Annotated in this window: 25 protein-coding genes; 17 read left to right on the top strand and 8 right to left on the bottom strand. The window is 69.3% G+C overall.

The genetic code is table 11. From position 1 onward, the window contains the following. Positions 1-136 precede the first annotated feature (136 nt). The 4 genes from rplI to rpsF form a co-directional block, all read right to left on the bottom strand. Complete coding sequence (gene rplI, locus AO398_RS24245; RefSeq protein ID WP_058194724.1) at positions 137-709, bottom strand: 50S ribosomal protein L9; 573 nt, start codon at positions 707-709, stop codon at positions 137-139. Between the two features lie 42 nt (positions 710-751). Continuing rightward, positions 752-1,786 carry a hypothetical protein gene (locus AO398_RS24240; RefSeq protein ID WP_058194723.1) on the bottom strand — a complete coding sequence of 345 codons (1,035 nt, stop codon included), beginning with the start codon at positions 1,784-1,786 and terminating at the stop codon, positions 752-754. Between the two features lie 129 nt (positions 1,787-1,915). Then, positions 1,916-2,179 carry a 30S ribosomal protein S18 gene (gene rpsR, locus AO398_RS24235; protein WP_058194722.1) on the bottom strand — a complete coding sequence of 88 codons (264 nt, stop codon included), beginning with the start codon at positions 2,177-2,179 and terminating at the stop codon, positions 1,916-1,918. A gap of 3 nt (positions 2,180-2,182) precedes the next feature. Further along, the gene (gene rpsF, locus AO398_RS24230) at positions 2,183-2,650 is read right to left on the bottom strand and encodes a 30S ribosomal protein S6 (protein WP_058194721.1); all 468 of its coding nucleotides are present in this window, start codon (positions 2,648-2,650) and stop codon (positions 2,183-2,185) included. Between the two features lie 364 nt (positions 2,651-3,014). Between rpsF and AO398_RS24225 the strand changes: the two genes are divergently transcribed. The 5 genes from AO398_RS24225 (at position 3,015) to era (ending at position 6,994) form a co-directional block, all read left to right on the top strand. Then, complete coding sequence (locus AO398_RS24225; protein WP_058194720.1) at positions 3,015-3,764, top strand: pyridoxine 5'-phosphate synthase; 750 nt, start codon at positions 3,015-3,017, stop codon at positions 3,762-3,764. Next, a complete protein-coding gene (acpS, locus tag AO398_RS24220) occupies positions 3,761-4,171 on the top strand; it encodes a holo-ACP synthase (RefSeq protein ID WP_058194719.1) in 411 nt (136 codons plus the stop codon). The genes AO398_RS24225 and acpS overlap by 4 nt, the downstream gene beginning before the upstream one ends. Positions 4,172-4,422: 251 nt before the next feature. Next, positions 4,423-5,223, top strand: a complete 801-nt coding sequence (lepB, locus tag AO398_RS24215) for a signal peptidase I (protein WP_058194718.1) — start codon at positions 4,423-4,425, stop codon at positions 5,221-5,223. 23 nt (positions 5,224-5,246) lie between these two features. Next, positions 5,247-6,011, top strand: a complete 765-nt coding sequence (rnc, locus tag AO398_RS24210; protein ID WP_058194717.1) for a ribonuclease III — start codon at positions 5,247-5,249, stop codon at positions 6,009-6,011. Further along, the gene (gene era, locus AO398_RS24205) at positions 6,008-6,994 is read left to right on the top strand and encodes a GTPase Era (RefSeq protein WP_058194716.1); all 987 of its coding nucleotides are present in this window, start codon (positions 6,008-6,010) and stop codon (positions 6,992-6,994) included. Before rnc ends, era begins: the two co-directional genes overlap by 4 nt. A gap of 130 nt (positions 6,995-7,124) precedes the next feature. On the opposite strand, the gene AO398_RS24200 is transcribed toward era, so the two are convergent. After that, positions 7,125-9,203 (bottom strand): prolyl oligopeptidase family serine peptidase, encoded by a 2,079-nt coding sequence (locus AO398_RS24200; RefSeq protein WP_058194715.1) that lies wholly within the window; start codon positions 9,201-9,203, stop codon positions 7,125-7,127. A 265-nt stretch (positions 9,204-9,468) separates the two neighbouring features. Between AO398_RS24200 and AO398_RS24195 the strand changes: the two genes are divergently transcribed. The 5 genes from AO398_RS24195 (at position 9,469) to AO398_RS28585 (ending at position 14,290) form a co-directional block, all read left to right on the top strand. Further along, the gene (locus AO398_RS24195) at positions 9,469-10,374 is read left to right on the top strand and encodes a class I SAM-dependent methyltransferase (protein WP_058194714.1); all 906 of its coding nucleotides are present in this window, start codon (positions 9,469-9,471) and stop codon (positions 10,372-10,374) included. Next, positions 10,371-11,111 (top strand): pseudouridine synthase, encoded by a 741-nt coding sequence (locus tag AO398_RS24190; protein WP_058194713.1) that lies wholly within the window; start codon positions 10,371-10,373, stop codon positions 11,109-11,111. Before AO398_RS24195 ends, AO398_RS24190 begins: the two co-directional genes overlap by 4 nt. 342 nt (positions 11,112-11,453) lie before the next feature. Further along, positions 11,454-12,521, top strand: a complete 1,068-nt coding sequence (locus AO398_RS24185) for a 30S ribosomal protein S2 (RefSeq protein ID WP_058194712.1) — start codon at positions 11,454-11,456, stop codon at positions 12,519-12,521. 116 nt (positions 12,522-12,637) lie between these two features. Further along, positions 12,638-13,564, top strand: coding sequence for a translation elongation factor Ts (gene tsf, locus AO398_RS24180; RefSeq protein WP_058194711.1), 927 nt, complete (start codon positions 12,638-12,640; stop codon positions 13,562-13,564). 384 nt (positions 13,565-13,948) lie between these two features. Beyond that, the gene (locus AO398_RS28585; RefSeq protein WP_152997637.1) at positions 13,949-14,290 is read left to right on the top strand and encodes a hypothetical protein; all 342 of its coding nucleotides are present in this window, start codon (positions 13,949-13,951) and stop codon (positions 14,288-14,290) included. Here AO398_RS28585 and AO398_RS24175 read toward each other — a convergent pair. Together AO398_RS24175 and AO398_RS24170 are read right to left on the bottom strand one after the other, a co-directional pair. Continuing rightward, entirely contained in the window at positions 14,287-15,135 is an 849-nt protein-coding gene (locus AO398_RS24175; RefSeq protein ID WP_058194710.1) for a metallophosphoesterase, read from the bottom strand. The genes AO398_RS28585 and AO398_RS24175 overlap by 4 nt on opposite strands. Beyond that, entirely contained in the window at positions 15,132-16,034 is a 903-nt protein-coding gene (locus AO398_RS24170) for a diacylglycerol kinase family protein (RefSeq protein ID WP_058194815.1), read from the bottom strand. The genes AO398_RS24175 and AO398_RS24170 overlap by 4 nt, the downstream gene beginning before the upstream one ends. A gap of 188 nt (positions 16,035-16,222) precedes the next feature. On the opposite strand from AO398_RS24170, the gene pyrH reads away from it, so the two are divergent. From pyrH to dxr, 4 genes are all read left to right on the top strand, one after another. Next, positions 16,223-16,945, top strand: coding sequence for a UMP kinase (gene pyrH / locus AO398_RS24165; protein ID WP_058194814.1), 723 nt, complete (start codon positions 16,223-16,225; stop codon positions 16,943-16,945). A 169-nt stretch (positions 16,946-17,114) separates the two neighbouring features. Next, the gene (gene frr / locus AO398_RS24160) at positions 17,115-17,678 is read left to right on the top strand and encodes a ribosome recycling factor (protein WP_058194709.1); all 564 of its coding nucleotides are present in this window, start codon (positions 17,115-17,117) and stop codon (positions 17,676-17,678) included. A gap of 19 nt (positions 17,679-17,697) precedes the next feature. Further along, a complete protein-coding gene (locus AO398_RS24155; protein WP_058194708.1) occupies positions 17,698-18,555 on the top strand; it encodes a phosphatidate cytidylyltransferase in 858 nt (285 codons plus the stop codon). 19 nt (positions 18,556-18,574) lie between these two features. Further along, positions 18,575-19,753, top strand: coding sequence for a 1-deoxy-D-xylulose-5-phosphate reductoisomerase (gene dxr, locus AO398_RS24150; protein ID WP_058194707.1), 1,179 nt, complete (start codon positions 18,575-18,577; stop codon positions 19,751-19,753). 4 nt (positions 19,754-19,757) lie between these two features. Here the strand turns inward: dxr and AO398_RS24145 are convergent, their stop codons facing one another. Next, positions 19,758-20,396, bottom strand: a complete 639-nt coding sequence (locus tag AO398_RS24145) for a TetR/AcrR family transcriptional regulator (RefSeq protein WP_058194706.1) — start codon at positions 20,394-20,396, stop codon at positions 19,758-19,760. Between the two features lie 139 nt (positions 20,397-20,535). Between AO398_RS24145 and AO398_RS24140 the strand changes: the two genes are divergently transcribed. The 3 genes from AO398_RS24140 to rseP all read left to right on the top strand — a co-directional run bounded on the left by AO398_RS24140 (position 20,536) and on the right by rseP (position 24,709). Further along, complete coding sequence (locus AO398_RS24140; RefSeq protein WP_058194705.1) at positions 20,536-21,780, top strand: HlyD family secretion protein; 1,245 nt, start codon at positions 20,536-20,538, stop codon at positions 21,778-21,780. A gap of 8 nt (positions 21,781-21,788) precedes the next feature. Continuing rightward, positions 21,789-23,369 (top strand): DHA2 family efflux MFS transporter permease subunit, encoded by a 1,581-nt coding sequence (locus AO398_RS24135; RefSeq protein WP_058194704.1) that lies wholly within the window; start codon positions 21,789-21,791, stop codon positions 23,367-23,369. A gap of 185 nt (positions 23,370-23,554) precedes the next feature. Beyond that, positions 23,555-24,709 carry an RIP metalloprotease RseP gene (gene rseP / locus AO398_RS24130; protein ID WP_058194703.1) on the top strand — a complete coding sequence of 385 codons (1,155 nt, stop codon included), beginning with the start codon at positions 23,555-23,557 and terminating at the stop codon, positions 24,707-24,709. Positions 24,710-25,117 lie beyond the last annotated feature (408 nt).

The raw sequence follows: 25,117 nt of genomic DNA, 5'->3' as shown, positions 1-25,117 counted from the left end.
AACAAAACTGGAACGTGTCAAGTCTCAGGACGGAAGATCCCCAATCTCCACCGGTATACAGCGCGGTGGATGACGCCGCTCCGTCAAGGACCCAAAGCCCTTGCGAAGCGGCGCACGCGGGGAAGCCCCGAACGAATCAGCCGCGGTCGTCGGCGCCTTCGCCGGCATCGGCCAGAGCCATGCCGACTTCCAGGCCGAGGTCGTCAAGGTTGAACGCTTCGCGCTCAGTGACCGACTCGCCGCGGGCCTGACGCTCGGCCTCCTCGGGGCTGCGGGCGACGTTGACGGTGACCTGCACCTCAACTTCCGGGTGCAGTACCACCGGGACGGTGTGCAGGCCCAGCGTCTTGATCGGCTGGTTCAGGATGAACTGACCCCGATCGACCGTGAAGCCTTCCTTGGCCACAACCTCTGCAAGGTCGCGGGTTGAGACGGAGCCATAGAGCACGCCGGTCTCGCCGGACTGGCGAATGAGGATGAAGCTCTGGCCGTTCAGCTTCTCGGCGACGGCCTCGGCGTCCTTTTTGCGGTCGAGGTTGCGAGCCTCGAGCTGGGCGCGCTGCGCCTCGAAGTGCTTCTTATTGGCTTCCGTTGCGCGCAAGGCCTTGCCGCGAGCGAGCAGAAAGTTGCGGGCGAATCCCGGGCGGACATTCACGGTCTCGCCCATCTGGCCGAGCTTGGCCACGCGCTCGAGCAGGATCACTTCCATCGTCTTTACTCCTTCAGTGGGTTGGCCTCAGGGGCCGGGGACTCAGGGCGCCGGGTTGTCCTTGGGACGGCGGCGATCGAGGGCTGTGTCGGCCAGGCCGAACAGGGTGAGTGCCACCAGGGCGACGCCCTGGGTCACGAACAGGATCAGGTACATGCCGAACAGCATCAGCCCGCGCCCCGGCCGGCCGCGCGAGCGGTCGTGGAAGGCGGCAAGCCCCTGGAGTGCGAAGGCCGCGCTGAAGGCGCCGACCAGCGCGACGCCGAAGACGCCGATAAAGCCGGGGGCGAAGCACATCAGCACGGCGGCCGCCAGCGTCACCAAGGTCGCGCGCGGCATGGCGGTGGATGGCAGATCGGGCCAGGGGCGGGGCAGCCGGCCCGAGATCTTTACGATCTTGGCCGAGGCCCAGAGATAAAAGGTCAGGAGCAGCGCGAGCCCATTGGCCGCGAAGGCCGGCACCACCCGTGCTAGGGCATCGGCGACTTCGCTGCGCGTCACCTCGGCCTCGTCCGAGTTGGTCTTGGGCGCTGCATCCGGCCCGACAGCCGAGTCAGAGCCGGCATCGCCGGTCTCGGCTTGCGGCGTCTCCGCATGGCGACTTTCGATCGTCGCGCGGGCTGCTGGATCGCGCACCTGCACCAGCGTGCGGGCGAGCCCGCGCAGCTGCGCGTCGAAGGCCGCGTGGTTCGGGGAGGAAAAGATCGCGATGGCGATGAAGGCGAGGGCGGCCGTGGCGGCGGTCCAGCCGAGCAACCGGCCGGTCGGGTACCATTCGAGGCCCGACGGTGTCTCGCGGCCGAGCAGCGTCAGGTAGGCCAGCCACCAAGCCGGCACGGCGATGTAGGCCGCGAAGGCGAGGCCCATGAAGGGCGCGATCGCCAGGGCCAGCGCCAAGCTGCCGGCTACCACCGCTGCGAGAGCGGCCTTGTGGCTCCACCCAAGACCGACGATCAGGATCGGCAGCGGCGCTACGAGGTAGAGCACGATCGCCAGAGGGGTCGCCTTCAGCAGCACCCCGAACAGGAGTGCGGAGACGAGACCCGCGCCGATACCGATGCCGATATGGTTTGCCATGGGTTCCGCTGTCCCGCTGCCCGTCCGGCAGGGTTAGAGGCGACGCCGCGCCCCAACGATCGAGCGATGCCAGATCGCTCTCGATGAAAGCCGACCCAGACAGATGCCGGGCCGGCCGAGCTTAAAGACCTACTTGATCACGTACGGCAGCAGGCCGAGGAAGCGGGCGCGCTTGATCGCCTGGGCGAGTTCGCGTTGCTTCTTGGCCGACACCGCGGTGATGCGGGACGGAACGATCTTGCCGCGCTCGGACACGTAGCGGGACAGGAGCTTGACGTCCTTGTAGTCGATCTTCGGCGCATTCGCCCCGGAGAACGGGCAGGTCTTGCGACGACGGAAGAAGGGACGGCGTCCGCCGCCTGCACCAGCACCAGCACCAGCACCAAATGCCATGGCTTAGGCCTCCCCGCCGAAGCTGCGCTCGGGACGATCACCACCGCGAGCACCCCGGTCCGGACGGTCGCCGCCGAAGCCGCCGCCGCCACCGAAGCCGTCATCGTCACGACGCCGACCGCGCTCGCGATCCTTGCGATCGTCGCGGTCGCGCTTCTGCATCATCGCCGACGGCTCGGAATCGAGATCCTCGACCCGGACAGTCATGAAGCGGAGCACGTCCTCGGAGATCTGCATCTGGCGCTCCATCTCGGCGATGGCGGCCGGAGGGGCGTCGATGTTGAGGAGCGCGAAATGCGCCTTACGGTTCTTTTTGATGCGGTAGGCCAGGGACTTGACGCCCCACATCTCGATCTTCTCGAGGCGGCCGCCGTTCTGCTCGATCACACCCTTGTAGGTGTCGATCATCGTCTCGACCTGCTGGGACGTCACGTCCTGCCGGGCCAAGAGCACGTGCTCGTAGAGAGGCATATCGGGCCTTTCAGTGTCAAAAGGAGCCCGGCCGCTGACAAGCGGCTGGTTCGGGCCGGTTCATTCGCGAGACGCTCGGCGCCAAGCCCTTCGAGCCGATTTTCAGGCCCGAGCGGTTGATCGAAGGCGGAGACACCGGACGACGGATCGGTGAAGACCCTATGCCGCAAGCGGCACCATCCGTTCAGCCCCCGGCCGGAGCGAACGCGAGGGGCGGCGCATAATCGGTTTTTCCCGGGCTGGCAAGACCGGGGTGCCTCGACAGGCCTGTAAGCCGGCCCGTCTTGTCGGTGAGGCGCAACACCAGCATATCGGCGGTTCGAGGGCGCCTGCGGGACTGTGGCGGCCCGGGACGAATGAGCCCATGACCACCGATAAGCAGCGCCTCGGCGTCAACATCGACCACGTCGCCACCGTGCGTAACGCCCGCGGCGAGTCCTATCCTGACCCGGTTCGAGCGGCTCTGCTGGCAGTCGAGGCGGGAGCGGACGGCATCACCGCGCACCTGCGCGAGGACCGCCGCCATATCCGCGATAGCGATATTGCTGCGCTGAAGCGTAATCTAACGATCCCGCTGAATTTCGAGATGGCGGCGACGGACGAGATGGTCGCGATCGCCCGGGCGACTCGACCGCACGCCGCCTGCTTGGTGCCGGAGAAGCGGGAGGAGCGGACGACCGAGGGCGGGCTCGATATCGTCGGCGCACGCGATCACCTCGCCCCGCGCATTCGGGCCCTGGCCGCGGACGGTATCCGCGTTTCCCTATTCGTGGAGCCGGAACCAGCCGTCATGGAAGCTGCGCGCGCGCTTGGGGCACCGGTGGTCGAACTGCATACCGGGAGCTACTGCGAGGCCGCCGTGGCGGGCGATACTGCGCGCCTCGCGCACGAACTGGCGCGAATCAGGCGGGCGGCCGAGCATGGCGCCGCGCTCGGCCTCGAGATCCATGCCGGACATGGGCTGACGGTCGAGAGCGTCGGACCGATCGCGGCGCTGCCGCAGATCCGGGAACTGAATATCGGCCACGCGCTGATCGCCGAGGCGATTTTCGTCGGGCTCGCCCAGGCCGTTCGGGATATGCGCGCCGCCATGGATCGTGCGCGGCGCCCATGATCCTCGGCATCGGCTCTGACCTGTGCGACATCAACCGGATCGGTCGCGCGCTGGCACGCCACGGGGACCGCTTCACGCACCGGGTATTCACGGATGGTGAACGTGCGCGCTGCGACCGCCGCGCCTCCCGCGCAGAGTGCTATGCCAGGCGCTTCGCCGCCAAGGAAGCCTGCGCCAAGGCTCTGGGCACTGGGCTGAGCAACGGCGTGTTCTGGCGCGATATGGAGGTGGTGAACCTGCCCTCCGGCCAGCCGACCCTGCGGCTCTCCGGCGGCGCGGCCGCGCGCTTGGCCGAGATGCTGCCTCCGGGCCATGAGGGCCGGTTGCATGTAAGTCTGACGGATGATCCGCCGATGGCTCAAGCCTTCGTGATCATCGAGGCTTTGCCGAAGGTTCCGCCCGGTTGAGATCCGCGGCGATGGATTAGCCTGCCGCCCTCGCGCGTTGCGGGGGGCTCGCGCTTGGTCTAGACCGCCGCACCAGCGGACACGATTGCGGCGCATTCCTCGGGACAACCGCAGATCAGCCGTGAGCGGCGGGGCCGAGCCGTGCAGGCGGCTGGCGTATGATGCGGAAAAGCGGGTTCCGGTTTTCCGAAGCCATCATGCGATAACGGAAGCGCCGGAGCACGCTCCGGCGACGGAATCTGAGTCTGAAGATGGAACGCGCACGCGTGGATCACGACGGCAAGCCGCTGATGAAACAGGCCGAGACCGGCACCTGGGCCAGCATCCGCGAGACCCTGAAGGTCGGCATCCAGGCGCTGCTGATCGCCCTCGTGGTGCGGACGCTGCTGTTCCAGCCGTTCAACATCCCGTCCGGATCGCTGGTGCCGACGCTGCTGATCGGCGACTACTTGTTCGTCTCGAAATATTCATACGGATATTCGAAGTATTCGCTGCCGCTATCGGAATACATTCCGATCCAGGCGGATGGGCGCGTCTGGGCAGCTGAGCCGAAGCGCGGCGACATCGCGGTGTTCAAGCTGCCCAAGGACAATGCGACCGACTACATCAAGCGTGTGATCGGCCTGCCGGGCGACAAAATCCAGATGATCGACGGTGTGCTCAACATCAACGGCAAGGCCGTCAAGCGCGAGCGGATCGCCGATTACGAGACAACCGATCCCTACGGCCAAGCGACCAAGGTCCCGCAATACATGGAGACGCTGCCCAACGGCGTCGTCCACCGGGTGATCGAGCGCGACGGCGACAACGGCTTCTGGGACAAGACCGAGCTTTACACCGTGCCGAGCGGCCACTTCTTCATGATGGGCGACAACCGCGACAACTCCACGGATTCGCGCGACCTTGCCAGCGTCGGCTACGTGCCCTTCGCCAACTTCGTCGGGCGCGCCGAGATGATCTTCTTCTCGATCGACGAGGGCACCCCGGCCTGGCAGCTCTGGAACTGGCCGGCCCATGTGCGCTGGTCGCGCCTGTTCTCGACCATCCATTGACCGGCCCGGACTTGAAGCCGGACTTGGACGAGGCTGGACAGGCCCGACCGTCTTCCCGGGCGCGGCGTTCCCACAGGCCCAGGCCGCCGCTCGGCGTCCTGGAGGAGCGGATCGGCCACACCTTCGCCGACCAGACCCTGCTGACTCGGGCCCTGACCCATACCAGCAAGGCCACCGGCCGCGGCAGCAGCTACCAGCGCCTGGAATTCCTGGGTGACCGCGTGCTCGGACTTGCGGTAGCGGACCGGCTCTATGCCGCCTTTCCCGATGCGGACGAGGGCGATCTATCCCGTCGGCTCGCCGGCCTGGTGCGCCGGGAGACCTGCGCGGCGGTGGCCGCCTCCTGGGAGGTCGGGCCTCACTTGGTCCTCGGCCAGGGCGAGGTGATGGGTGGTGGCCGGCGCAACCAGACGATCCTGGCCGATGTCTGCGAAGCGATCCTCGGGGCGGTCTACCTTGATGCCGGCTTTGATGCGGCCCGAGTGATCGTCGAAGCGCATTTCCATCCGGCCGAGCCGATGGCGGCGCATCGCGGGCGCGATGCGAAATCTGCCCTGCAGGAATGGGCGATGGGCCGAGGCCTGCCGATCCCAGTTTATGCAGTGGTCGAGCGCACCGGCCCGGATCATGCACCGCGCTTCCGCATTGCTGTACAAGTCGAGGGGCTCGAGCCAGGCCACGGTGAGGGGACCTCGAAGCGAGTCGCCGAGCAGGAGGCCGCCCGTGCGCTGCTGGAGCGCGAGGGGATCGGAACCGTCCCGGAGACGGGGCCGACGGAGACAGCATGACCGAACACGATCACGACGATGGGCACGACGACTACCCTGTTGAGGGGCTGGCACCAAAGGCGCCCACGGCTCTCCCGGGCACGCCCGCCGATGCGCGGGCGGGCTTCGTCGCGCTGATCGGCGTACCGAATGCCGGCAAGTCGACGCTGCTCAACAACCTGGTCGGCACCAAGGTCTCGATCGTCTCGCGCAAGGTGCAGACGACCCGGGCGCTGGTGCGCGGCATCCTCATCGAGGGCTCGGCGCAGGTCATCCTGGTCGACACCCCCGGCATCTTCGCGCCGAAGCGCCGCCTCGACCGGGCGATGGTGCATTCCGCCTGGAGTGGCGCGGCCGACGCCGATGCGGTCTGCTTGCTGGTCGATGCCCGCAAGGGCATGGACGAGGAAGTCGAGGCGATCCTGAGCCGTCTCGGCGAGGTCAAGCGCGAGAAGATGCTGATCCTCAACAAGATCGATCTGATCCCGCGTGAGCGGCTGCTCGATCTCGCCGCCAAGCTCAACGCGGCCTCGCCCTTCGCCGAGACCTTCATGATCTCGGCCCTCAAGGGCGACGGCGTCGCCGACCTGCGCCGGGCGCTCGCAGCCCGGATGCCGTCCGGCCCGTGGCTCTACCCGGAGGATCAGGTCTCGGATGCGCCGCTGCGCATGCTCGCTGCCGAGATCACCCGGGAGAAGATCTACGACCGGTTGCACGAGGAACTGCCCTACCGCTCCACGGTCGAGACCGACCAGTGGCAGATTCGGCCGGACGGCTCGGTGCGGATCGAGCAGACGATCTTCGTCGAGCGCGAGAGCCAGCGCTCGATCGTGCTGGGCAAAGGCGGCCAGACGATCAAGGCGATCGGCCAGGCGGCGCGGATCGGAATCTCCGAGGCGGCGGATGCCAAGGTCCACCTGTTCCTGCATGTGAAGGTGCGCGAGAACTGGGCCGACGACCCCGCCCGCTACCGCGAGATGGGCCTGGAATTCCCGCGCGGCTGAACCGGGTTTCCAAAGGGCTCAGCCCTTTGGCGGGGTTCAGGGGCGGAGCCCCTGATGCATCGGGCGGAGCCCGACGGCAGGGTTCCACCCTGCACCCGCAAAAGGTCGACGACCTTTTGAAACCAGGACTTCAGGCCTCCGGTACGTCCCAGCCGATCGAACGGCGCAGGAAGGTCAGGCCCAACGCCAGGAATGCGGCCGTCTCGGCGTTGTCCTTGCCGTAGCCATGGCCGCCAGACGCGGGCTCGTAGAAGGACGCATCGTAGCCCAGCGCGTTCAGCTTCCGGGCCATCTTGCGGGCGTGGCCGGGATGCACCGGGTCGGCGCGGCGGCTGGGGGCGAGAAGGATCGGCGGGTAGGGCCGCCCCGCCTCGGCCGCATGGTAGGCCGAGATCGCGCTGAGGAACGCCCAGTCCTGCGGGTCGTCCGGGTCGCCGTATTCCGCGATCCAGCTCGCCCCGGCCAGGAGCTTGGTGTAGCGGCGCATGTCGATCAGCGGGATCGTGCAGAACAGCGCCCCGAACCGTTCCGGATAGCGGGTCAGCATGTTGGCGATCAGCAGGCCGCCATTCGAGCCGCCCTCCGCGGCGATCCGGCCCGGCCGGGTCACGCCGCGCGCCACGAGATCGGCCGCGACCGCGGCGAAGTCGTCATGCGCCCGGGCCTTGCCCTCCCGCCGCCCGGCATCGTGCCACCGTGTGCCGAACTCGCCGCCGCCGCGGATATTGGCGACGACGCTCGTGCCGCCCCGCTCCAGCCAGAGCTTGCCCAAGACCGGCTGGTAGCCCGGCAGCAACGGAACCCGGAAACCGCCATAGGCGGTGAGGTACAGAGGCGCCTCGCCGGTCAGCTCATCCGAGCCGGTCTGAACGTAGGGAACGCGCGTGCCGTCCGGCGAGACCGCCTCGTGGCGCGTCACCCGCAGGCCGCGCGCATCGAAGACCGCCGGGGTTCGCCGCAGCACCGTGGGCGCTTCGAGGCTCGGCGGGATGCTGAGCAGCGTCGCGGGCGTCACCGGGTCGTGCACGGTCGCGAGCAACGTACCGTCCGACTCCTGGGGGTCTCCGTCCAGTGGCCAGACATGGACGCTGCCCAGGGTCGGTAGCCCGTCCAATGGTCGCGTCGTCCATCCCGCTTCGGTATGCTCGCAAACCGTGTAGGTCGGCCGCAGGTCATCGAGCGCGTGCACGAACAGGCGTCCCGCCGACCAGAACACGTCCTGGAGCGCCCGGCGCTCGTCCGGCCGCCATAGCACCGTGAAAGCGCGGTTGCCGGCGAGAAAGTCGGGTAGGGCGATTGCCAGAACGGTGTCGGTCGCGTGCTCGGTGCCGCCCACCTGCCAGGGCTGGCGCGGCCGCACGGCGATCTGGTTCCGGTCGATCTGCACGTCGGCGTCCGAGGGCAGGTCGAGCTGCGTGCGTGGCCCAGTCCGGTCGCCGAGGTGGATCGTCGTGTCGAAAAAACCGACCTGCTCGATGAAGATGAGCCGCTCGACGCCGGTCTCCCGGTCGACGGCGCCCCACGCGGCCATGCTGGTTTCAGCTACGTCGAACAGCACCGCGGCGGCGTGCGGATCCGAGCCGCGCGACAGTGCCCGGATGGTCCGCGGATAACCGGCGCGCGTGGCCATGCCGTCGCCGTAGGCACTGGATACCAGCAGCGTGTCGCGGTCGAGCCAGGCCGCGCCGCCCTTCGCCTCCGGGAGGACGAAGCCGTCCGCCACGAAGCTGCGGCTGCTCAAATCGAACTCGCGCACGACCTTGGCGTCGCCGCCGCCCCGGCTGAGGGACAGCAGGGCGCGGTCGTGACCGTCCTTCAGGACCGAAGACCCGGCCCAGACCCAATCCTCCCCCTCGGCGGTGGCCAGGGCGTCGAGGTCGAGCAGGATGTCCCACGCGGGCGAAGTCGTGAGGAAGCTCGTCGCGTCGGTCCGTCGCCACAGGCCGCGCGGATGCTCGGCATCCGTCCAGAAGTTGTAGAGCAACCCACCCCGGCGCGAGACGAACGGGATGCGCTCCGGCCGGTCGAGGATGGTGCGCGCGGTGTCGCGGTCCCGGGCGAAGGCGGCATCGCCGTAGCGCGCCAGGGTCTCGGCGTTGCTCGCCTCGACCCACGCCAGGGCCTCCGGCCCGTCGATCTCTTCCAACCAGAGGTAGGGATCGTCGTCCGGGTGCTGAAGGGTCGGGCGCGGATCGATGGGAGCAGTCATGACCGACAGGATAGACCCGTGTTCGGGGATTCGGGAACCGCGCCGATGGCGCAGGGGGAGCAAGGAGGTAGAGGCTCGCCCGCGGTGGACGGACAGCCGTGTGGCCGGGGCCGCCCCGTCACCCGGGACGACTCGGAGGCTGGGCTTTCGGAGCTATTGCGGCTAACAGGCGACGTTCCCCCCGGATGATCCGAGTCGGGCGCGGGTTTCCCGCTCCTCCGTGGATTCGCGTTCCGGTGCCGGCACTCAAGATCCCGAATATCTCATGCGCCATGCCGTCTACGGCCTGCCGCCGGTGGACCTCGCCGAGGTTCCCGGTGACGCCGTCCAGGTTTCCCCGCTCATTCCCGGCTCTGCCCGGCTCGAGGACCTGCCCGACGGCAGCCTCGACGCCGCGACCGTGCTGGCGCCGCCCGGCACGGTCGAGCGGCGCTACGTCCTCGCCCATACGTTGCGGGCCCTCGTGCCCGGCGGCCGGATGATCGCGCTCGCCCCCAAGGACCGGGGGGGCGCCCGGCTGGCCAAGGAGCTGGCGGCCTTCGACTGTCCCGCCGCGGACGAGCCGCGCCGCCACCACCGGATCTGCCGCCTCGCGCGGCCGCCGGATGCGGCCGGGCACGGCGATGCGATCGACGAGGGCGGGCCGCGCCACGTCGATAATCTCGCCCTGTGCACGCAGCCCGGCATCTTCTCCTGGGACCGGCTCGACCCCGGCACGGCGCTGCTCCTGGCGAACCTGCCGCCCTTGAAGGGCAGGGGAGCCGATCTCGGCTGCGGCCTTGGGATTCTGTCCCGGGCGATCCTGGGCTCGCCCGCCGTGACCGCGCTGACGCTGGTCGAGGTCGATCGGCGCGCGGTCGAGATGGCGCAGCGCAACGTCGCCGATCCCCGGGCCACGATTGTCTGGGCCGATATCCGGGTGGCGGGCACGGTGCCGGGGAGCCTCGACTTCGTCGTCATGAACCCGCCGTTCCACGATGGCGGGACCGAGGACCAGGCCCTCGGCCGCACCTTCATTGCCCGGGCCGCGGAGGCACTGCGGAAGGGTGGCACCTTGTGGCTCGTGGCCAACGCGCATCTGCCCTACGAGACGGCCCTCGGGGCGGCGTTCCGCGACGTCTCGGTGACGATCCAGGCCGGTGGCTACCGGGTCTACGAGGCGCGCAAATGACGGCCGCGAAGTCCGTCCGCCTCGACAAGCTGCTCGCCAATCTCGGCTATGGGTCGCGCCGCGAGATCCAGGGTTTGGCGCGCGCCGGCGCGATCCTGTTGGACGGCGCGGAGGTGCCCGATGCCGGCGACCGGATCGCCCTCGGCGCCGATCTCCCGAGCCGGCTGACCATCGACGGCGTGCCGGTCGATCCGCTGCCGGGCCTGTGCCTGATGCTGCACAAGCCGCTGGGCGTGACCTGCTCGCACAAGGAGGCCGGCCCGCTGGTCTACGGGCTGCTGCCCGAGCGCTGGCGCCGGCGCGACCCGCCGCTCTCCACGGTGGGGCGCCTCGACAAGGAGACATCCGGCCTGCTGCTCCTCACCGATGACGGCGCGCTGCTGCACCGAATCATCGCCCCCAAGGCGAACGTGGCAAAGCGCTACCGGGTCGTTCTCGACCGGCCGCTCGACGGCACCGAGGCGGCGACCTTCGCGTCCGGGGCGCTGATGCTGGAGGGCGAGGAGAGGTCGTTGCTGCCGGTGCAACTGACGGTTGAGGATCCCACCCATTGCGCGGTGACGCTGACCGAGGGGCGCTACCATCAGGTGCGCCGGATGTTCGCGGCGATCGGCAACCATGTCGTGGCGCTGCATCGGGACCGGGTCGGAGGGCTCGACCTGCCCGCGGACCTGCCGGCCGGGGGATATCGGGTGATGGCGCCGGCGGATGTCGCAGCCGTGTTCGGCGCCCCTTAATTCGAAATTCGGCCCGGCTTGCCGTGCGCCATCTCTGCGCGGTCTCTTCGACGTGATGGCGTAGCCTTCGAAGAATTGCCGGTCGCCGACGCCAAGGTTTCCGTAACCGGCGAAGAACTGCCCCGCGGCCCTGGCATGCGGTCGTCAGGTCCGGTGTCGACAGGATGCCTACGACCGTCGCGTCGCCCGAATCCTTGCATCCGGCCCCGGGCTCTGCTAAGCGCCCGCCCATCCCACACGCGGAGCCGGCCTCATGCCTGAATGAGGCGTCTTCCGGTGGCCGTCCGAATCTTCGGGCGGCTGCATCCCTCCGCGGCGGATCCAACCGGAGAGTACAAAGATATGGCCGTCGATTTCTCTATGCGTCAGCTCCTCGAAGCGGGCGCCCATTTCGGTCACCAGTCGCACCGCTGGAACCCGAAGATGCAGCCGTACATCTTCGGCACCCGCAACAACATCCACATCATCGACCTGGCCCAGACCGTGCCGGCGCTGCACACGGCCCTTCAGGCGGTGAGCGACACCGTCGCCAAGGGCGGCCGCGTGCTGTTCGTCGGCACCAAGCGCCAGGCGGCCGACACGATCGCCGACGCCGCCAAGCGCTCGGCCCAGTACTACGTCAACTCCCGCTGGCTGGGCGGCATGCTCACCAACTGGAAGACCATCTCGGGCTCGATCTCGCGCCTGCGCAAGGTCACCGAGACGCTGGAGACCGGCGGCCCGGGCCTGACCAAGAAGGAGCGTCTGATGCTGTCCCGTGAGAAGGACAAGCTCGAGAAGGCGCTCGGCGGCATCAAGGACATGGGCGGCGTGCCGGACCTGCTGTTCGTGATCGACACCAACAAGGAGCAGCTGGCGATCAAGGAGGCGAACCGCCTCGGGATCCCGGTGGCCGCCATCGTCGACACCAACTGCAACCCCGACGGCATCACCCACATCGTCCCGGCCAACGACGATGCCGGCCGCGCCATCGCGCTCTACTGCGACCTGATCGCCAAGGCCGCCATCGACGGCATCTCGCGGGCACAGGGCTCGTCGGGCCTCGATCTCGGCGCCTCCGAGGAGCCGCAGGCCGAGGAGCTGCCGGCCAACGACGCCGCCGCCGTCTCGGTCGAGTCCGATGCGCTCGATCCGGCCGACGTGGCGATGCTCGCCGAGACCACCGAGCATTTCGAGCTGCTCGCCGCCCCGCGCGGCGCGCCGGACGACCTGACCAAGCTGCACGGCGCGGGCCCGCAGATCGTGCAGAAGCTCAACGACGCCGGCATCTACCATTACTGGCAGATCGCCGCGATGACCCCGGACGAGGTCGCCAAGGTCGATTCCGACCTGAAGCTCAACGGCCGCATCGACCGCGATTCGTGGGTCTCGCAGGCCCGTGGCTTCGTCGAGGCCGCCGCCGCGGTCTGAGTCTCGGTCCGTCGCGGCGCCCCGTCATCGGGGCGTCGTGAAACCAAGCATACCGGGCCCGGCCGCTCACCCGCGTGCCGGGCCTCTCTCATCCAGACCATACGAAAGGGACCGCCATGGCCAACATCACCGCCGCGATGGTGAAGGAGCTCCGGGAGAAGACCGGCGCGGGCATGATGGACTGCAAGGGCGCGCTCAACGAGACGCAGGGCGACATCGAGGCGGCCATCGACTGGTTGCGCAAGAAGGGCCTCGCCAAGGCCGCCAAGAAGGCCGGCCGCGTCGCCGCCGAGGGCCTGGTCGCCGTCGAGTCCGCCGGCCATCACGCCGCGATCGTCGAGGTGAATTCCGAGACCGACTTCGTCGCCCGCAACGACGCCTTCCAGGCCTTCGCCCGCGAGGCCGCCAAGATCGCCCTGAACACCGACGGCACCCTGGAGGGTCTCCAGGCCGCGAAGTTCCCGGGCGCCACCGAGACCGTCTCGGAGAAGCTGCAGAGCCTGATCGCCACCATCGGCGAGAACATGAACCTGCGCCGGGTCGCCAAGCTCGAGGTGAAGAAGGGCGTCATCGCCTCCTACGTCCACAGCCAGATCGCCGACGGCCTGGGCAAGATCGGCGTGCTCGTGGCGCTCGAATCCGAGGGCGATGTCGAAGCCCTGTCGGCGCTCGGCCGCCAGATCGCCATGCACGTCGCCGCCACGAACCCGGTCGCGCTGGACGCGTCCGGTGTCGATGCCGCGACCCTGGAGCGCGAGTCGACCATCCTGCGCGAGAAGAACGCTGGCAAGCCGGACCACGTGCTCGCCAAGATCGTCGAGAGCGGCCTCAAGAGCTACTACAAGGAGGTCACCCTCCTGGAGCAGCCCTTCGTGCATGACGGCTCGAAGACGGTCAGCCAGGTACTCAAGGAAGCTGCCGGCAAGGTCGGCGGCCCCGTCGCCCTGACGGGTTTCGTCCGCTACGCCCTGGGCGAGGGCATCGAGAAGGAAGAGGGCCCGGACTTCGCCACCGAAGTCGCCCAGCAGGCCGGCCGCGCCTGATCTTTTCGGACCCTTGGGCCGAGAACCACGAGACCCCGTCCGGCGCGAGCCGGGCGGGGTTTTCTTTTGTCGTGTGACGAGGGCGTCGGCGAGAGGGCAGGAGACTTGGTGCGAGCAGCGGGTTGGATAGCGTTTGGCCAGATAGAAACCCGCCTCATCGCGACGATCCGTGTCGATCACACCACCCAGGATGGAGCGCGGGCCCCTTCTTTCGTGCGTGCCACGACGTCCACGCATCGCTGCCGGATGAGGGCCAGGGCCAGCCCCAAGCGCGTCTCCCTCCCCCGCAGAGGGGGGAGGGAGAGCCGCGGTGTCTCTCGTGTCTTCTGCCGACCTCGATGGGTGAATCCGCAAGCCCGCACGGGAGAGGGGGCGCCTGGTGGCTTGCACAAACTGGAGAGCGAACATCGTAGCCCGTGCGGGCGGGGGCTTCGCTTCGCGAACTCGACAGCACCGCCGGACCCATCGCTTGCGCCGCAATCGGGTTTGTTGAGAAGACGCAAGCCATTGCCGGTACATATCATTCCGGCCTGGTTCACGCTGCGCCCCGCATCGAGAAAACCTAATCCCGCCCGCCTGGTGTTGCAGCGCACACCCGGTTCGGCACGGCCGCACTACATCTCGCTCATGGCAATGAAATCCTTCTCCTATCTGATGATCGGCGTGTTCGCGTCCGGCCTCGTCATGACGCTCCTCGGCTCCGTCGGGCTCTTCAGCGGAAGCTAAAATATCGGCGCCGGCATGACCGCCTCGGGGCTTGCCGGCGCCGCATCCACCCAGGCATCACCGTCCCACAGCCGGACCCGCACGGCGGCGCGGCCTTCCGCGACGGTGATGCGGTTGTAGGCGTTGGGCTCGTTGCCCCGCAGCCGTGTCGAGGTTGCCGAGCCGGCCTGGACCGCTAGCAACCGCCCCGGGCGCGATCCGGCCGAGCCCCGACACAGCGTTTCGGGTTCCGAACCCCCGATGGCGGCCTCGCAGGCGTAGTGCCGGTGCAGGTGGCCCGCCAGCGTCAGGCCGACGCCGCAGCGGCGGAACACCGTCAGGGCCCGATCGGCGCCCCCGACCATCCTGGCATTTGCGTCCCAGGGGGGCGGCAGAAACGGGTGGTGGCCGACCACGATCTTGAACAGATGACCGGGCATCGCCGCGAGCCGCGCCTCGGCCCGGACAATCTGGCTGCGGCGGATCACGCCGTGCGACCAGTCCGGCTCCGGCGCCCAGCGCCGCACCGTGTTCAGGCAGACGATCCCGATTTCGGCATCTTGGAAACAGGGCTCGGTCTCGGCCGCGATGGCGCGCCGGTAGCGAGTGAAGGGATGCACGAAGCGCTGGACCAGGCGGAACGGCGAGATGTCATGGTTGCCCGGCACGCCGATCCAGGGCGGCGCCAGCCGATCGAGGAAGGCCCGGGCCTGCGCGAATTCCGAAGGCCGCGCGGCCATGGTGAAATCCCCCGAGACGACGATCATGTCGGGGGCGTCGGCGTTCAGCTCGTGGACCAGGGCCTCCACCACCGCTGGGTCGGTGCGGCCGAAATGCAGGTCGGAGATATGGCTGATCCGTCTCACGGGTGGTCGCCCGCTCTCGGGACGATCACCGTCAGCGCCTGCCGGTGGATCCGGTAGCGCAGGGGCGCAGGGATCAGCGCCATCTCGCCGTCATTCATGACCCGGAGCGCCCGGGTCTCCGACGCGATGGTCAGGTTGGCCGCCGGCAGCCGCTCGATGTCCGGCAGGCGCCGCCAGTCGCCCAGGGCGAAGCCGAGGGCGAGGCGCAGGGTTCTCCACGGAGAGAGGTGCGCCAGGACGTAGAGCGTCAGCTGCGCGGCATCGACCGGCGCCCGCACCAGCACGCGGCCCGGCCGCTCGACGTAATCGCCGATGACCACCGCCAGCAGCCGGAACCGCCAGGTCCGGGGCGTGCCGTCGATCGTGCCGGTCACAGTGAGTCGCGGATATCGGCCGAGATGGCGCAGCACCCCCAGGACCCAGCGCAGCAGGCTGCGCAGGCCGACATGCCGGCGATGCGCCTCCCGGTGCCGCGTCACCCGGGCGGGCAGGCCGAGCACGGAGTTGATCAGGAACGTGCGGCCATTGACCTCACCGACATCGATCCGTCGCCGGGCCCCGGAAGCGAGAGCCGCGATCGCGCCGTCGATATCCAGCGGGATGCCGAGGTCCCGGGCCAGAAAATTCATGGTGCCCAGCGGCAGGATGCCGAGCGGCGTCGTCTTGCCGACGAGGGCCGCGGCCGCGCACGCGATGGTGCCGTCGCCGCCCGCCACCACCAGGGCGTCGATATCCAGTTCCGCCGCGGCGCCGTCGATCCGCACCGGCAGGGGTGCACCCCGGTCGGCCTCGCCCAGGGGCTCGAATCCCGCTGCGACCAGCTTCTCCCGAATCGCCTCCGGCGTCGTGCCGGACGCCACCGCGCCGGAGGCGCCGTTGATGACGAGTGCGATGCGCATGGAATCCCGGGCGTCCATCCCGATGGCGGGTCCCGCTCCTCTGCCAAAGCTGCACGTCGATCGCATGTCGGTAGCGAATCGTCCCCGTGATCCCCGCCCGGATCGGCGCCCGCCCCTCGACGCCGCTCCCGCGGCTGACGTAGAAGCCTCGCGGGTTCGGGTGATGCGGTATGGAGCCGGAGATCGAGATGCCGGAAGCGACGCCGTTTCGCCGGATCCTCCTCAAGCTGTCGGGCGAGGCCCTGGCCGCCCCGGACGGGTACTGGCTCCATCCGCCGACCTTGGCGGCCCTGGCCGACGACATCGCCCGGACCATCGAGGCCGGGGCCGAGATCGCCATCGTGGTCGGCGGCGGCAACATGATCCGCGGCGCCCGCATCTCGGCAGCCGGCTGGATCGACCGCGCCACGGGTGATTCCCTGGGCATGATGGCCACGGTGATGAACTCGCTGGCGATCGAGACCGCGCTCAACGCCGCGGGCGTGCCGGCGCGAACCATGTCGGCGGTGTCGATGCCGACGATCTGCGAGACCTATGCCCGCCAGCCGGCCCTGCACCATCTCGACAAGGGTCAGGTGGTGGTTCTGGCCGGCGGCACCGGCAACCCGTTCTTCACCACCGACACCGCCGCGGTGCTGCGTGCCGCCGAATTGCGCTGCGACGCCGTGCTCAAGGCCACGCAGGTCGATGGCGTGTACTCGGCCGACCCCAAGAAGGACCCGACCGCCACGCGCTACGACCGCCTGACCCATGACGAGGCGATCGCCCGCGACCTCAAGGTGATGGACACCGCGGCCTTCGCGCTCGCCCGCGAGAGCCGGCTGTCGATCGTGGTCGGCTCCCTGCATCCGCCGAGCTCGATCGCCGGGATCCTGTCCGGCGAGGCGCCCTCGACCCTCGTGGCGCCGTAACGGCAGGCTGCGCTCGCCGCTCGATTCGCATCGTTGTCTTCCGAAAGCCGGCAGCCACCGTTCGGGACGATGCGCCGGCGGTTTGCGGCACCGGGAAAATTCCGCCATTGAGGCCGCGACTGCCCGTACCGGGCGAGAAGACAACGTCAGACGTGTCGGGACGACCACCATGGCCACACCGGAATTCGACCTCAACGACATCAAGCGCCGCATGCAGGGCGCGGTCGCGGCGCTCTCCAAGGATCTCGGGTCCCTGCGGACCGGCCGGGCCACGCCGTCGCTGCTCGACCCGATCCAGGTCGACGCCTACGGCTCGTCGATGCCGATGGCACAGGTCGCCACCGTGAGCGTGCCGGAGCCGCGGCTCCTGTCGATCTCGGTCTGGGACCGCAGCATGGTCACGGCCGTCGAGAAGGCGATCCGCGAATCCGATCTCGGCCTCAACCCGCAGACCGAGGGCCAGACCATCCGGCTGCGCATCCCCGAGATGAACGAGCAGCGCCGCAAGGAGATGGTCAAAGTCGCCCACAAGTATACCGAGGAGGCCCGCGTCGCCGTGCGCCACGTCCGCCGGGACGGGCTCGACCACCTCAAGAAGCTCCTGAAGGACAGCGCCATCTCGGAGGACGACGAGAAGCGTCAGGCCACCGACGTGCAGAAGGCCACCGACCAGTTCATCGCCGATATCGACGGCGTGCTGGCCGCCAAGGAGAAGGAGATCATGCACGTCTGAGGCGAAGGCCGAGACGCGCGTGACCCCCACCGCCACTCCGGCCGCGCGCCCCTCCGGGCGCCGCGAGCTCTGGCTGCGCGTCGCCTCGGGCGTGGTGCTGGCCCCCGCGATCCTCGCGGCCCTCGTCTATGGCGGCTGGCCCTTCGCCGGGATCTGGCTCGCCGCCGGCATCATCGGCTTCGCCGAATGGATGGTGATGAGCCGGACCGAGCCCCGCGAAGTGCTGATCGCGCTGGGCGCGGCGACGCTGGCCGCCCTCCTGCTCTGCCAGCGCGGCGGCGCCCCGGCGCTCGCCTGCATCGCAGTGCTGCTCCTCGGGGCCGCCGCCTGCGCCACGGTGGCGCGCACCGGCTTCGGCCGGGTGCGGGCGCTCGCCGGCGTGCTCGGGGCGGCGGCGATCGCGTCTGTGCCGGTCGCCCTGCGCGACGATCCCGGGATCGGCCTGATCGGCCCGGCCTGGATGTTCGCGGTGGTCTGGTCCACCGACATCGCAGCCTATTTCGCCGGCCGCAAGATCGGCGGCCCGAAGCTCATGCCCCGGGTCTCGCCCAACAAGACCTGGTCGGGGGCCATCGGCGGCCTGATCGGTGCGGTCGCGGCCGGCTCGCTGGTGGCGGTGGCCGCCGACCTCGCCGGGCTGGACCTGCCGAGCGCCGCCTCCCTGCCGGTGGTGGCCGGCGTCAGCGCCCTGGCCTCCGTGCTGAGCCAGGCCGGCGACCTCGTCGAATCCGGCCTCAAGCGTCGGTACGGGGTGAAGGATTCGGGCAAGATCATCCCGGGCCATGGCGGCGTCATGGACCGGCTGGACGGATTTTTCGCGGTGGCCGTGTTGGCCGGGCTCTATCTCGCCCTGCGCGGAAGCGGTTTCATCCCGTGACGATGAGGGAGTTTCACCCGTGACCCAGATCGTCACCGTCTTCGGCGCCACCGGCTCGATCGGCCGCTCCACCGCCGACCTGCTCGCCCAGCACCCGGATCGGTTCCGCACCGGCGCCGTGGTCGGCGGGCGCGACGCGGTCGCGCTGGCCAAGGTCGCCCGCGAGCTCGGCGCGTCCTTCGCGGCGCTCGCCGACGAGACCGCCGGCCCGGCGCTCGCCGAGGCGCTCTCGGGCAGCGGCATCCCCAACGGGGCGGGGGAGGGCGCCGTGATGGAGGCGGTGGCCCGCGACGCCGACATCGTGGTCGCCGCGGTGAGCGGCGCGGCCGGGCTGAAATCGACCCACGCCGCGCTCCGGCTCGGCCGCAAGGTCGCGCTCGCCAACAAGGAGAGCCTGGTCTGTGCCGGCGACGCCTTCATGCGCGATGCCGCGCGCTACGGCGCCACGATCCTGCCGATGGATTCCGAGCACGACGCGCTCAGCCAGGCGCTGGCCGGCCGGCCGCTCGCCGATGTCCGCACCATGATGATCACCGCCTCGGGCGGCCCGTTCCGGACCTGGACCCGCGAGCGGATCGCCGCCGCCTCCGCCACCGAGGCCGCGGCCCATCCGACCTGGTCGATGGGCATGAAGATCAACATCGATTCGGCCAGCCTGATGAACAAGGGCCTGGAGCTGATCGAAGCGCACCACCTGTTCGGCATCGAGCCCGAGCGCCTGGACGTGGTCGTGCATCCGCAATCGGTGATCCACGGCCTGGTCCACTGGCTGGACGGCGCCGTCACCGCCGAGCTGGCGCTCCCCGACATGCGCGTGCCGATCTCGCATTGCCTCGGCCTCGGCGACCGCCTGACCATCGACCGGGGCCGCCCCCTGGACCTGGTCAAGCTCGGATCGCTGACCTTCGAGGCGGCCGACGAGGCGCGCTTCCCGTGCCTGCGCATCGCCCGGGCGGCGCTCGCGGCCGGCGGGGCGGCACCGACCGTCATGAACGCCGCCAACGAGATCGCGGTGGCGGCCTTCATCGCCGGCCGGATCGGATTCTACGGGATCAGCGACCTGGTCGAGCGCGCCTGCGGGCACTTCGCCGGACAGTACCGGACCGCGCCCGCCGACGTCGACGAGGCGCTGGCCATCGACGCCCATGTCCGGGTCTGGAGCGCCGAGGCCCTGCCGGAGCTGCGTGCCGCCGGCTGAGGCTTCAGCGGTCCGGCCCGTACCCAGCCAAGAACACCCGCACCGCCTCCGCCACCTGAAACTTTTTCCGGGCGTCGTCGGCCATGCCGCCGGCGGCGAAGAGGAGGCGGGTCAGGAGGCCCGCCAGGCAGAGATGCAGGAAGTGCTGGGCCGCGAGGGTCGTGTCCGGGATGCGCAGCAGGCCGCCCTGGACCTGCGCGTCGAGGTAAGCCGCCAGCCGCGCGACGCCGCGGGCCGGTCCGGCGTCGTAATAGACCTGCCCGAAATGCGGGAACTTCTCGCAGACCCCGATCACCATGCGATGCACCGAGATATGTTCCGGCTTGGACATCTCGGCGAGGAAGCTCATCCCCAGCCGCGTCAGCACCGCCGGGACATCCGTGTCGGCCGGGTCGAATATGAACAGCGTCTCGGCCAAGCTGGTCTTTTCGACGATGATGAGGGCCTCGAACAGCGCCTCCTTGCTGTCGAAGTAGACGTAGAGCGTGCCCTTGGAGACCCCCGCGGCCCGGGCGATCTCGCCCATGCTGGCACCGTCGAACCCCGATGCCAGGAACACCCGGCGGGCGCCGTCGAGGATCTGCCGCCGTTTGTCGCCCTCGATCTGCGACGGTCCCCGCTCCAGCACCACGCCCTGATCCATCACCCTGCTCCGCGTCCGAGACGCCGCCTCGCTTGACCGAACCGTTCGGTCAATCTAGCCTGAAGGCAGATTCGATGTGCGTCAAGGCGCGTCCGAATCATTGACCGAACGGTTCGGTCAGAGGTCCAGAGGCGCTGAGATGTCCCTTCGCGAAGATGGTGACCGGCTCGCTGCCGGCATCGAACGTATGGACGACGCGCAGGCCGAGGGGGCGACCGCGGCCCCGGCGCAGCCCCGGGTCACTGAGCCCCCCGTCGCGACGGCCCCGGCTGCGCCGGAACCGGCCCGGACCAGGAAACGCCCGGTCAAGCGGATGCTGCTGCTCGGCCTCCTGACGGCGGCGTTGTGTGGCGGCGCCTACGAGGGCTGGCAGTGGTGGAGCGTCGGGCGGTTCTTCATCGCGACCGATGATGCCTACGTGCAAACCGATATCTCGATCCTGGCTGCCAAGGTCTCGGGCTATCTCGAATCCGTTCCGGTGGTGAACGGCATCTCGGTCAAGAAGGGCGACGTGATCGCCAAGCTCGACGACGGCGATTACCGGCTCGCGCTCCAGGCCGCGCAGGACAAGCTCGCCACGCAGGAGAGCACGATCACGCGGATCGCCCGACAGGTCGAGGCTGCGCAGGCGCAGGTCGCCCAGGCCGCCGCGCAGATCGATGCGACCCGCGCCGATGCCGTGCGCGCGCAGGCGGATTTCACCCGGGCGACCCAGATGCAGGCGGATTACGTCGCCAAGTCGCGGATCGACCAGGCCCGCGCCGACCGGGACCGGACGGAAGCCTCGGTGAAGGGCATGGAGGCCGGCCTCCTGGCCGCCCGGGCCAATGTCGACGTGCTCGCGGCCCAGAAGCGCGAGGCGGAGCGGCTCTCGGCCGAGCTGCGCACCGCGGTCGACCGCGCCCGGCGCGACCTCGACTTCACGGTGATCCGCGCGCCGTTCGACGGGGTGATCGGCAACAAGGCGGTGGCGGCCGTTGCCTACGTGGCGCCGGGCACCCGGGTCGCCGCCCTGGTGCCGCTCCAGAGTGTGCGCATCGACGCGAACTTCAAGGAGACGCAGGTCCAGCGCATGCGCCCCGGCCAGCCGGTGATCGTGACCGTGGACGCGTATCCGGATCGCGAGATCGAGGGCGTGGTCGAATCGTTCTCCCCGGCCTCCGGCTCGGTGTTCAGCCTGTTGCCGCCGGACAACGCCACCGGCAACTTCACCAAGATCGTCCAGCGCCTGCCCGTGCGGGTGCGCGTGCCCGAGGCGGTCGCGCGTGAGGGCCTGCTGCGGCCGGGCCTGTCGGTGGAGGTGCGGGTCGATACCCGGGCCGGCACCGACCGGTCGGTCCTCGACCATGCCGAGAACCGGCGCTTCGACGCCGCGAGCCGCTGAACGCCTCCGTGGCCGCAACCGCCGAGCTCTCGGCCGGGGCCCCGGCCGCCGACCCGCCGATGGACCGCCGCCGCATGGTGGCGTTCTTCTGCATGGTGTTCGGGATGTTCATGGCGATCCTGGACATCCAGATCGTCTCGGCCTCGCTGAACGAGATCCAGGCCGGCCTCTCGGCCTCCGGGGACGAGATCCCCTGGGTCCAGACCAGCTACCTCATCGCCGAGGTCATCTCGATCCCGCTGTCGGGCACCCTGTCGCGGGTGCTCTCGACCCGCTGGATGTTCGCCCTCTCGGCCGGCGGCTTCACGCTGATGAGCGTGATGTGCGCGACTTCCTCGTCAATCTCCGAGATGATCGTCTGGCGGGCCGCGCAGGGCTTCATCGGCGGCGGCATGATCCCGACCGTGTTCGCGGCCGCGTTCACGATCTTCCCGCCCTCGAAGCGCACCATCGTGTCGCCGATGATCGGCCTCGTGGCGACGCTCGCCCCGACCATCGGGCCGACGATCGGCGGCTACCTCACCGATCTCATGTCCTGGCACTGGCTGTTCCTGATCAATGTGGTGCCGGGCATCGCGGTGACGATCTCGACCTGGATCCTCATCGATTTCGACAAGCCGAACTACGACCTGCTGAAGGCGTTCGACTGGGCGGGGCTGGCCTTCATGGCGGGCTTCCTCGGCTGCCTCGAATACGTCCTCGAGGAGGGGCCGAACCACGACTGGCTGCAGGATGAGGCGGTCTTCACCTGTGCGATCATCGGCGGCGTCTCGGGGCTGCTGTTCTTCTGGCGCGTGTTCACGGCGAAGCAGCCGATCGTCGATCTGCGGGCCTTCTCCGACCGCAACTTCGCGAGCGGCTGCATGGCGAGCTTCGTGCTCGGCATCGGCCTCTACGGGCTGACCTACATCTACCCGGTCTATCTCGCCCGGGTGCGCGGCTACTCGGCGCTGATGATCGGCGAGACCATGTTCGTCTCAGGGTTGTGCATGTTCGCCACCGCCCCGATCGCCGGCCGGCTCTCCGGCAAGGTCGATCCCCGGATCATGATGGGGATCGGCTTCGTCGGCTTCGCCTGCGGCACCTGGATCGTCACCGGGCTCACCAAGGACTGGGACTTCTCGGAGCTGCTGTGGCCGCAGATCCTGCGCGGCTGCTCGCTGATGCTCTGCATGATCCCGATCAACAACATCGCGCTCGGCACCCTGCCGCCGGCCCGGATGAAGAACGCGTCCGGGCTCTACAACCTCACCCGCAACCTCGGCGGCGCCGTCGGCCTGGCGCTGATCAACACCGTGCTCAACGCCCGCTGGGACCTGCATCTCGCCCGGCTCCACGAGCGCTTCACCTGGGCCAACGACGCCGCGCTGGAGCGCCTCGACTCCATGCAGCGCGGCTTCGACGCCTTCGGCAGCGCCGCCCCCGGCATGGCGCTCAAGGCCATGTCCAACACGGTGCGGATCCAGGGGCTGGTGATGGCGTTCGAGGACGTGTTCCTCGCGCTCACCGTGCTGTTCCTGGCGATGGCCTGCGCCGTGCCGCTGATCCGCCGACCCCGCGCGGCCGCGGGCGGGGGTGGGGGGCATTGACGGTTTCCGGGGCGCGGGACCGAGGGGGATTGCTTTCCTCGACGTGCGCCGCCGCGCCGCGCGAGGCCCGCGACCTCCCGCGGCAGGTCCCGGCGGATTGCGTTGGCGGTAAGCCGCACCGATCTGCTAAACCGGCGCGATGGCCGGCCTGAGAAGCCGGCGCAGAGACGGCCAGGGATCGGCTCATGGACTTCCTCAACGCGATGGGCGGGACCGCCGGCGGCTTCTTCGGGGCCGTGATCCCGTTCCTGTTCGTGCTCACGGTCGTGGTGTTCGTCCACGAGATGGGCCACTTCCTGGTCGGGCGCTGGTGCGGGGTCGGCGTGCACGCCTTCTCCCTCGGCTTCGGTCCGGAGCTGTTCGGCTTCAACGACCGCCGCGGCACGCGCTGGAAGCTGTGCGCGATCCCGCTCGGCGGCTACGTCAAGTTCCATGGCGATGTGAACGGCGCGAGTATACCGGATCCCGAGGCGATCGCCCGGATGTCCCCGCAGGAGCGGGCGATCAGCTTCCCGACGCAGCCCGTGGCCAAGCGCGCCGCGATCGTCGCCGCCGGCCCGGTGGCGAACTTCATCCTCGCGATCCTGCTGTTCGCCGGGGCGATCTGGCTTGCCGGCCGCTACGAATTGCCCGCCCGGGTGTCCTCGGTGGAGCCGGGCAGCGTCGCTGCCCAGGCCGGCTTCCAGCCCGGCGACGTGATCACCGCCATCGACGGCGAGAAGATCGGCGACTTCAACGCCATGTACCGCACCGTGACCGGCAGCGCCGGCACGCCGCTGACCTTCACGGTGGAGCGGAACGCGCAGCCCATCACCATCCAGGCGACCCCCGCCACCTACGAGGAGAAGACGCCCTTCGGCCGCCATCGGATCGGCCGGCTCGGGATCCGCTCGCCGTCGGGCTCGGAGGCCCGGCTCGTCCGGTACGGGGCGCTGGATTCCCTCGATCTCGGGGTGCGCGAAACCTACTTCGTGGTGGAGCGGACCTTCTCGTACCTGAGCAAGCTCGCCACCGGCCGGGAATCCGCCGACCAGCTCTCGGGACCGATCGGCATCGCCCGGGTCTCCGGTGAGGTCGCCAAGACCGGCGGCGTCGGCGGCCTGGTCGGGCTGATCGCACTGCTCTCGGTCTCGATCGGCCTGCTGAACCTCTTCCCCGTGCCGCTGCTCGATGGCGGGCACCTGCTGTTCTATGCCTTCGAGGTCGTCCGCGGCCGCCCGCTGAGCGAGCGCGCCCAAGAGATCGGCTTCCGGATCGGCCTCGCCCTGGTGCTGATGCTGATGCTGTTCGCCGCCTGGAACGACATCCTCAATCTCGGCGCCTCCTGGCGGAACACCTGATCTCGGGACCCGCATGCGCACCGGTTCCGATCTCCACCGGAATCGGTGCCGCAATCCCGCCGCGATGCCGCCCGGAGAGCGCCCAGAAGGCGCCGCGCCGGCGGCCCGGCGGAGGCTTAAAACACGGTTAACGCCAGTCACGGCTGGCCCGAAAACAGTCGATCTGACAAAGATTTACGGGCCATTTACCATGTTCGGCGCTTTGCCTCCGGGGCTCCCGCTCCGTTAAGTGGCTCGAAGGCCACGACCCCCCAAAATCCCCTGACGATGGCCTCCCGCGCGTTTGCTTGGCAGGGGAATCCCGCTAAGAGCTACGCTTGGACCTGAAGCCACGCTTGGACCAGGGTGACAGGACGACCGGTCAACGGCCGCCTGTGACGGGCTAACCCCCGCGACCAGAACAGAAAC

This window comes from Methylobacterium sp. GXS13 (assembly GCF_001455965.1).
GTDB lineage: Bacteria > Pseudomonadota > Alphaproteobacteria > Rhizobiales > Beijerinckiaceae > Methylobacterium.
The sequence above is the reverse complement of the archived record's forward strand: the minus strand, read 5'-3'. Positions and strand labels throughout refer to the sequence as shown.

Bases quoted from the DNA above. Each gene is read 5' to 3' on its own strand.
- rplI (WP_058194724.1), bottom strand. From the start codon at position 709: ATGGAAGTGATCCTGCTCGAGCGCGTGGCCAAGCTCGGCCAGATGGGC.
- AO398_RS24240 (WP_058194723.1), bottom strand. From the start codon at position 1,786: ATGGCAAACCATATCGGCATCGGTATCGGCGCGGGTCTCGTCTCCGCA.
- rpsR (WP_058194722.1), bottom strand. From the start codon at position 2,179: ATGGCATTTGGTGCTGGTGCTGGTGCTGGTGCAGGCGGCGGACGCCGT.
- rpsF (WP_058194721.1), bottom strand. From the start codon at position 2,650: ATGCCTCTCTACGAGCACGTGCTCTTGGCCCGGCAGGACGTGACGTCC.
- AO398_RS24225 (WP_058194720.1), top strand. From the start codon at position 3,015: ATGACCACCGATAAGCAGCGCCTCGGCGTCAACATCGACCACGTCGCC.
- acpS (WP_058194719.1), top strand. From the start codon at position 3,761: ATGATCCTCGGCATCGGCTCTGACCTGTGCGACATCAACCGGATCGGT.
- lepB (WP_058194718.1), top strand. From the start codon at position 4,423: ATGGAACGCGCACGCGTGGATCACGACGGCAAGCCGCTGATGAAACAG.
- era (WP_058194716.1), top strand. From the start codon at position 6,008: ATGACCGAACACGATCACGACGATGGGCACGACGACTACCCTGTTGAG.
- AO398_RS24200 (WP_058194715.1), bottom strand. From the start codon at position 9,203: ATGACTGCTCCCATCGATCCGCGCCCGACCCTTCAGCACCCGGACGAC.
- AO398_RS24195 (WP_058194714.1), top strand. From the start codon at position 9,469: ATGCGCCATGCCGTCTACGGCCTGCCGCCGGTGGACCTCGCCGAGGTT.
- AO398_RS24190 (WP_058194713.1), top strand. From the start codon at position 10,371: ATGACGGCCGCGAAGTCCGTCCGCCTCGACAAGCTGCTCGCCAATCTC.
- AO398_RS24185 (WP_058194712.1), top strand. From the start codon at position 11,454: ATGGCCGTCGATTTCTCTATGCGTCAGCTCCTCGAAGCGGGCGCCCAT.
- tsf (WP_058194711.1), top strand. From the start codon at position 12,638: ATGGCCAACATCACCGCCGCGATGGTGAAGGAGCTCCGGGAGAAGACC.
- AO398_RS24170 (WP_058194815.1), bottom strand. From the start codon at position 16,034: ATGCGCATCGCACTCGTCATCAACGGCGCCTCCGGCGCGGTGGCGTCC.
- pyrH (WP_058194814.1), top strand. From the start codon at position 16,223: ATGCCGGAAGCGACGCCGTTTCGCCGGATCCTCCTCAAGCTGTCGGGC.
- frr (WP_058194709.1), top strand. From the start codon at position 17,115: ATGGCCACACCGGAATTCGACCTCAACGACATCAAGCGCCGCATGCAG.
- AO398_RS24145 (WP_058194706.1), bottom strand. From the start codon at position 20,396: ATGGATCAGGGCGTGGTGCTGGAGCGGGGACCGTCGCAGATCGAGGGC.
- AO398_RS24140 (WP_058194705.1), top strand. From the start codon at position 20,536: ATGTCCCTTCGCGAAGATGGTGACCGGCTCGCTGCCGGCATCGAACGT.
- rseP (WP_058194703.1), top strand. From the start codon at position 23,555: ATGGACTTCCTCAACGCGATGGGCGGGACCGCCGGCGGCTTCTTCGGG.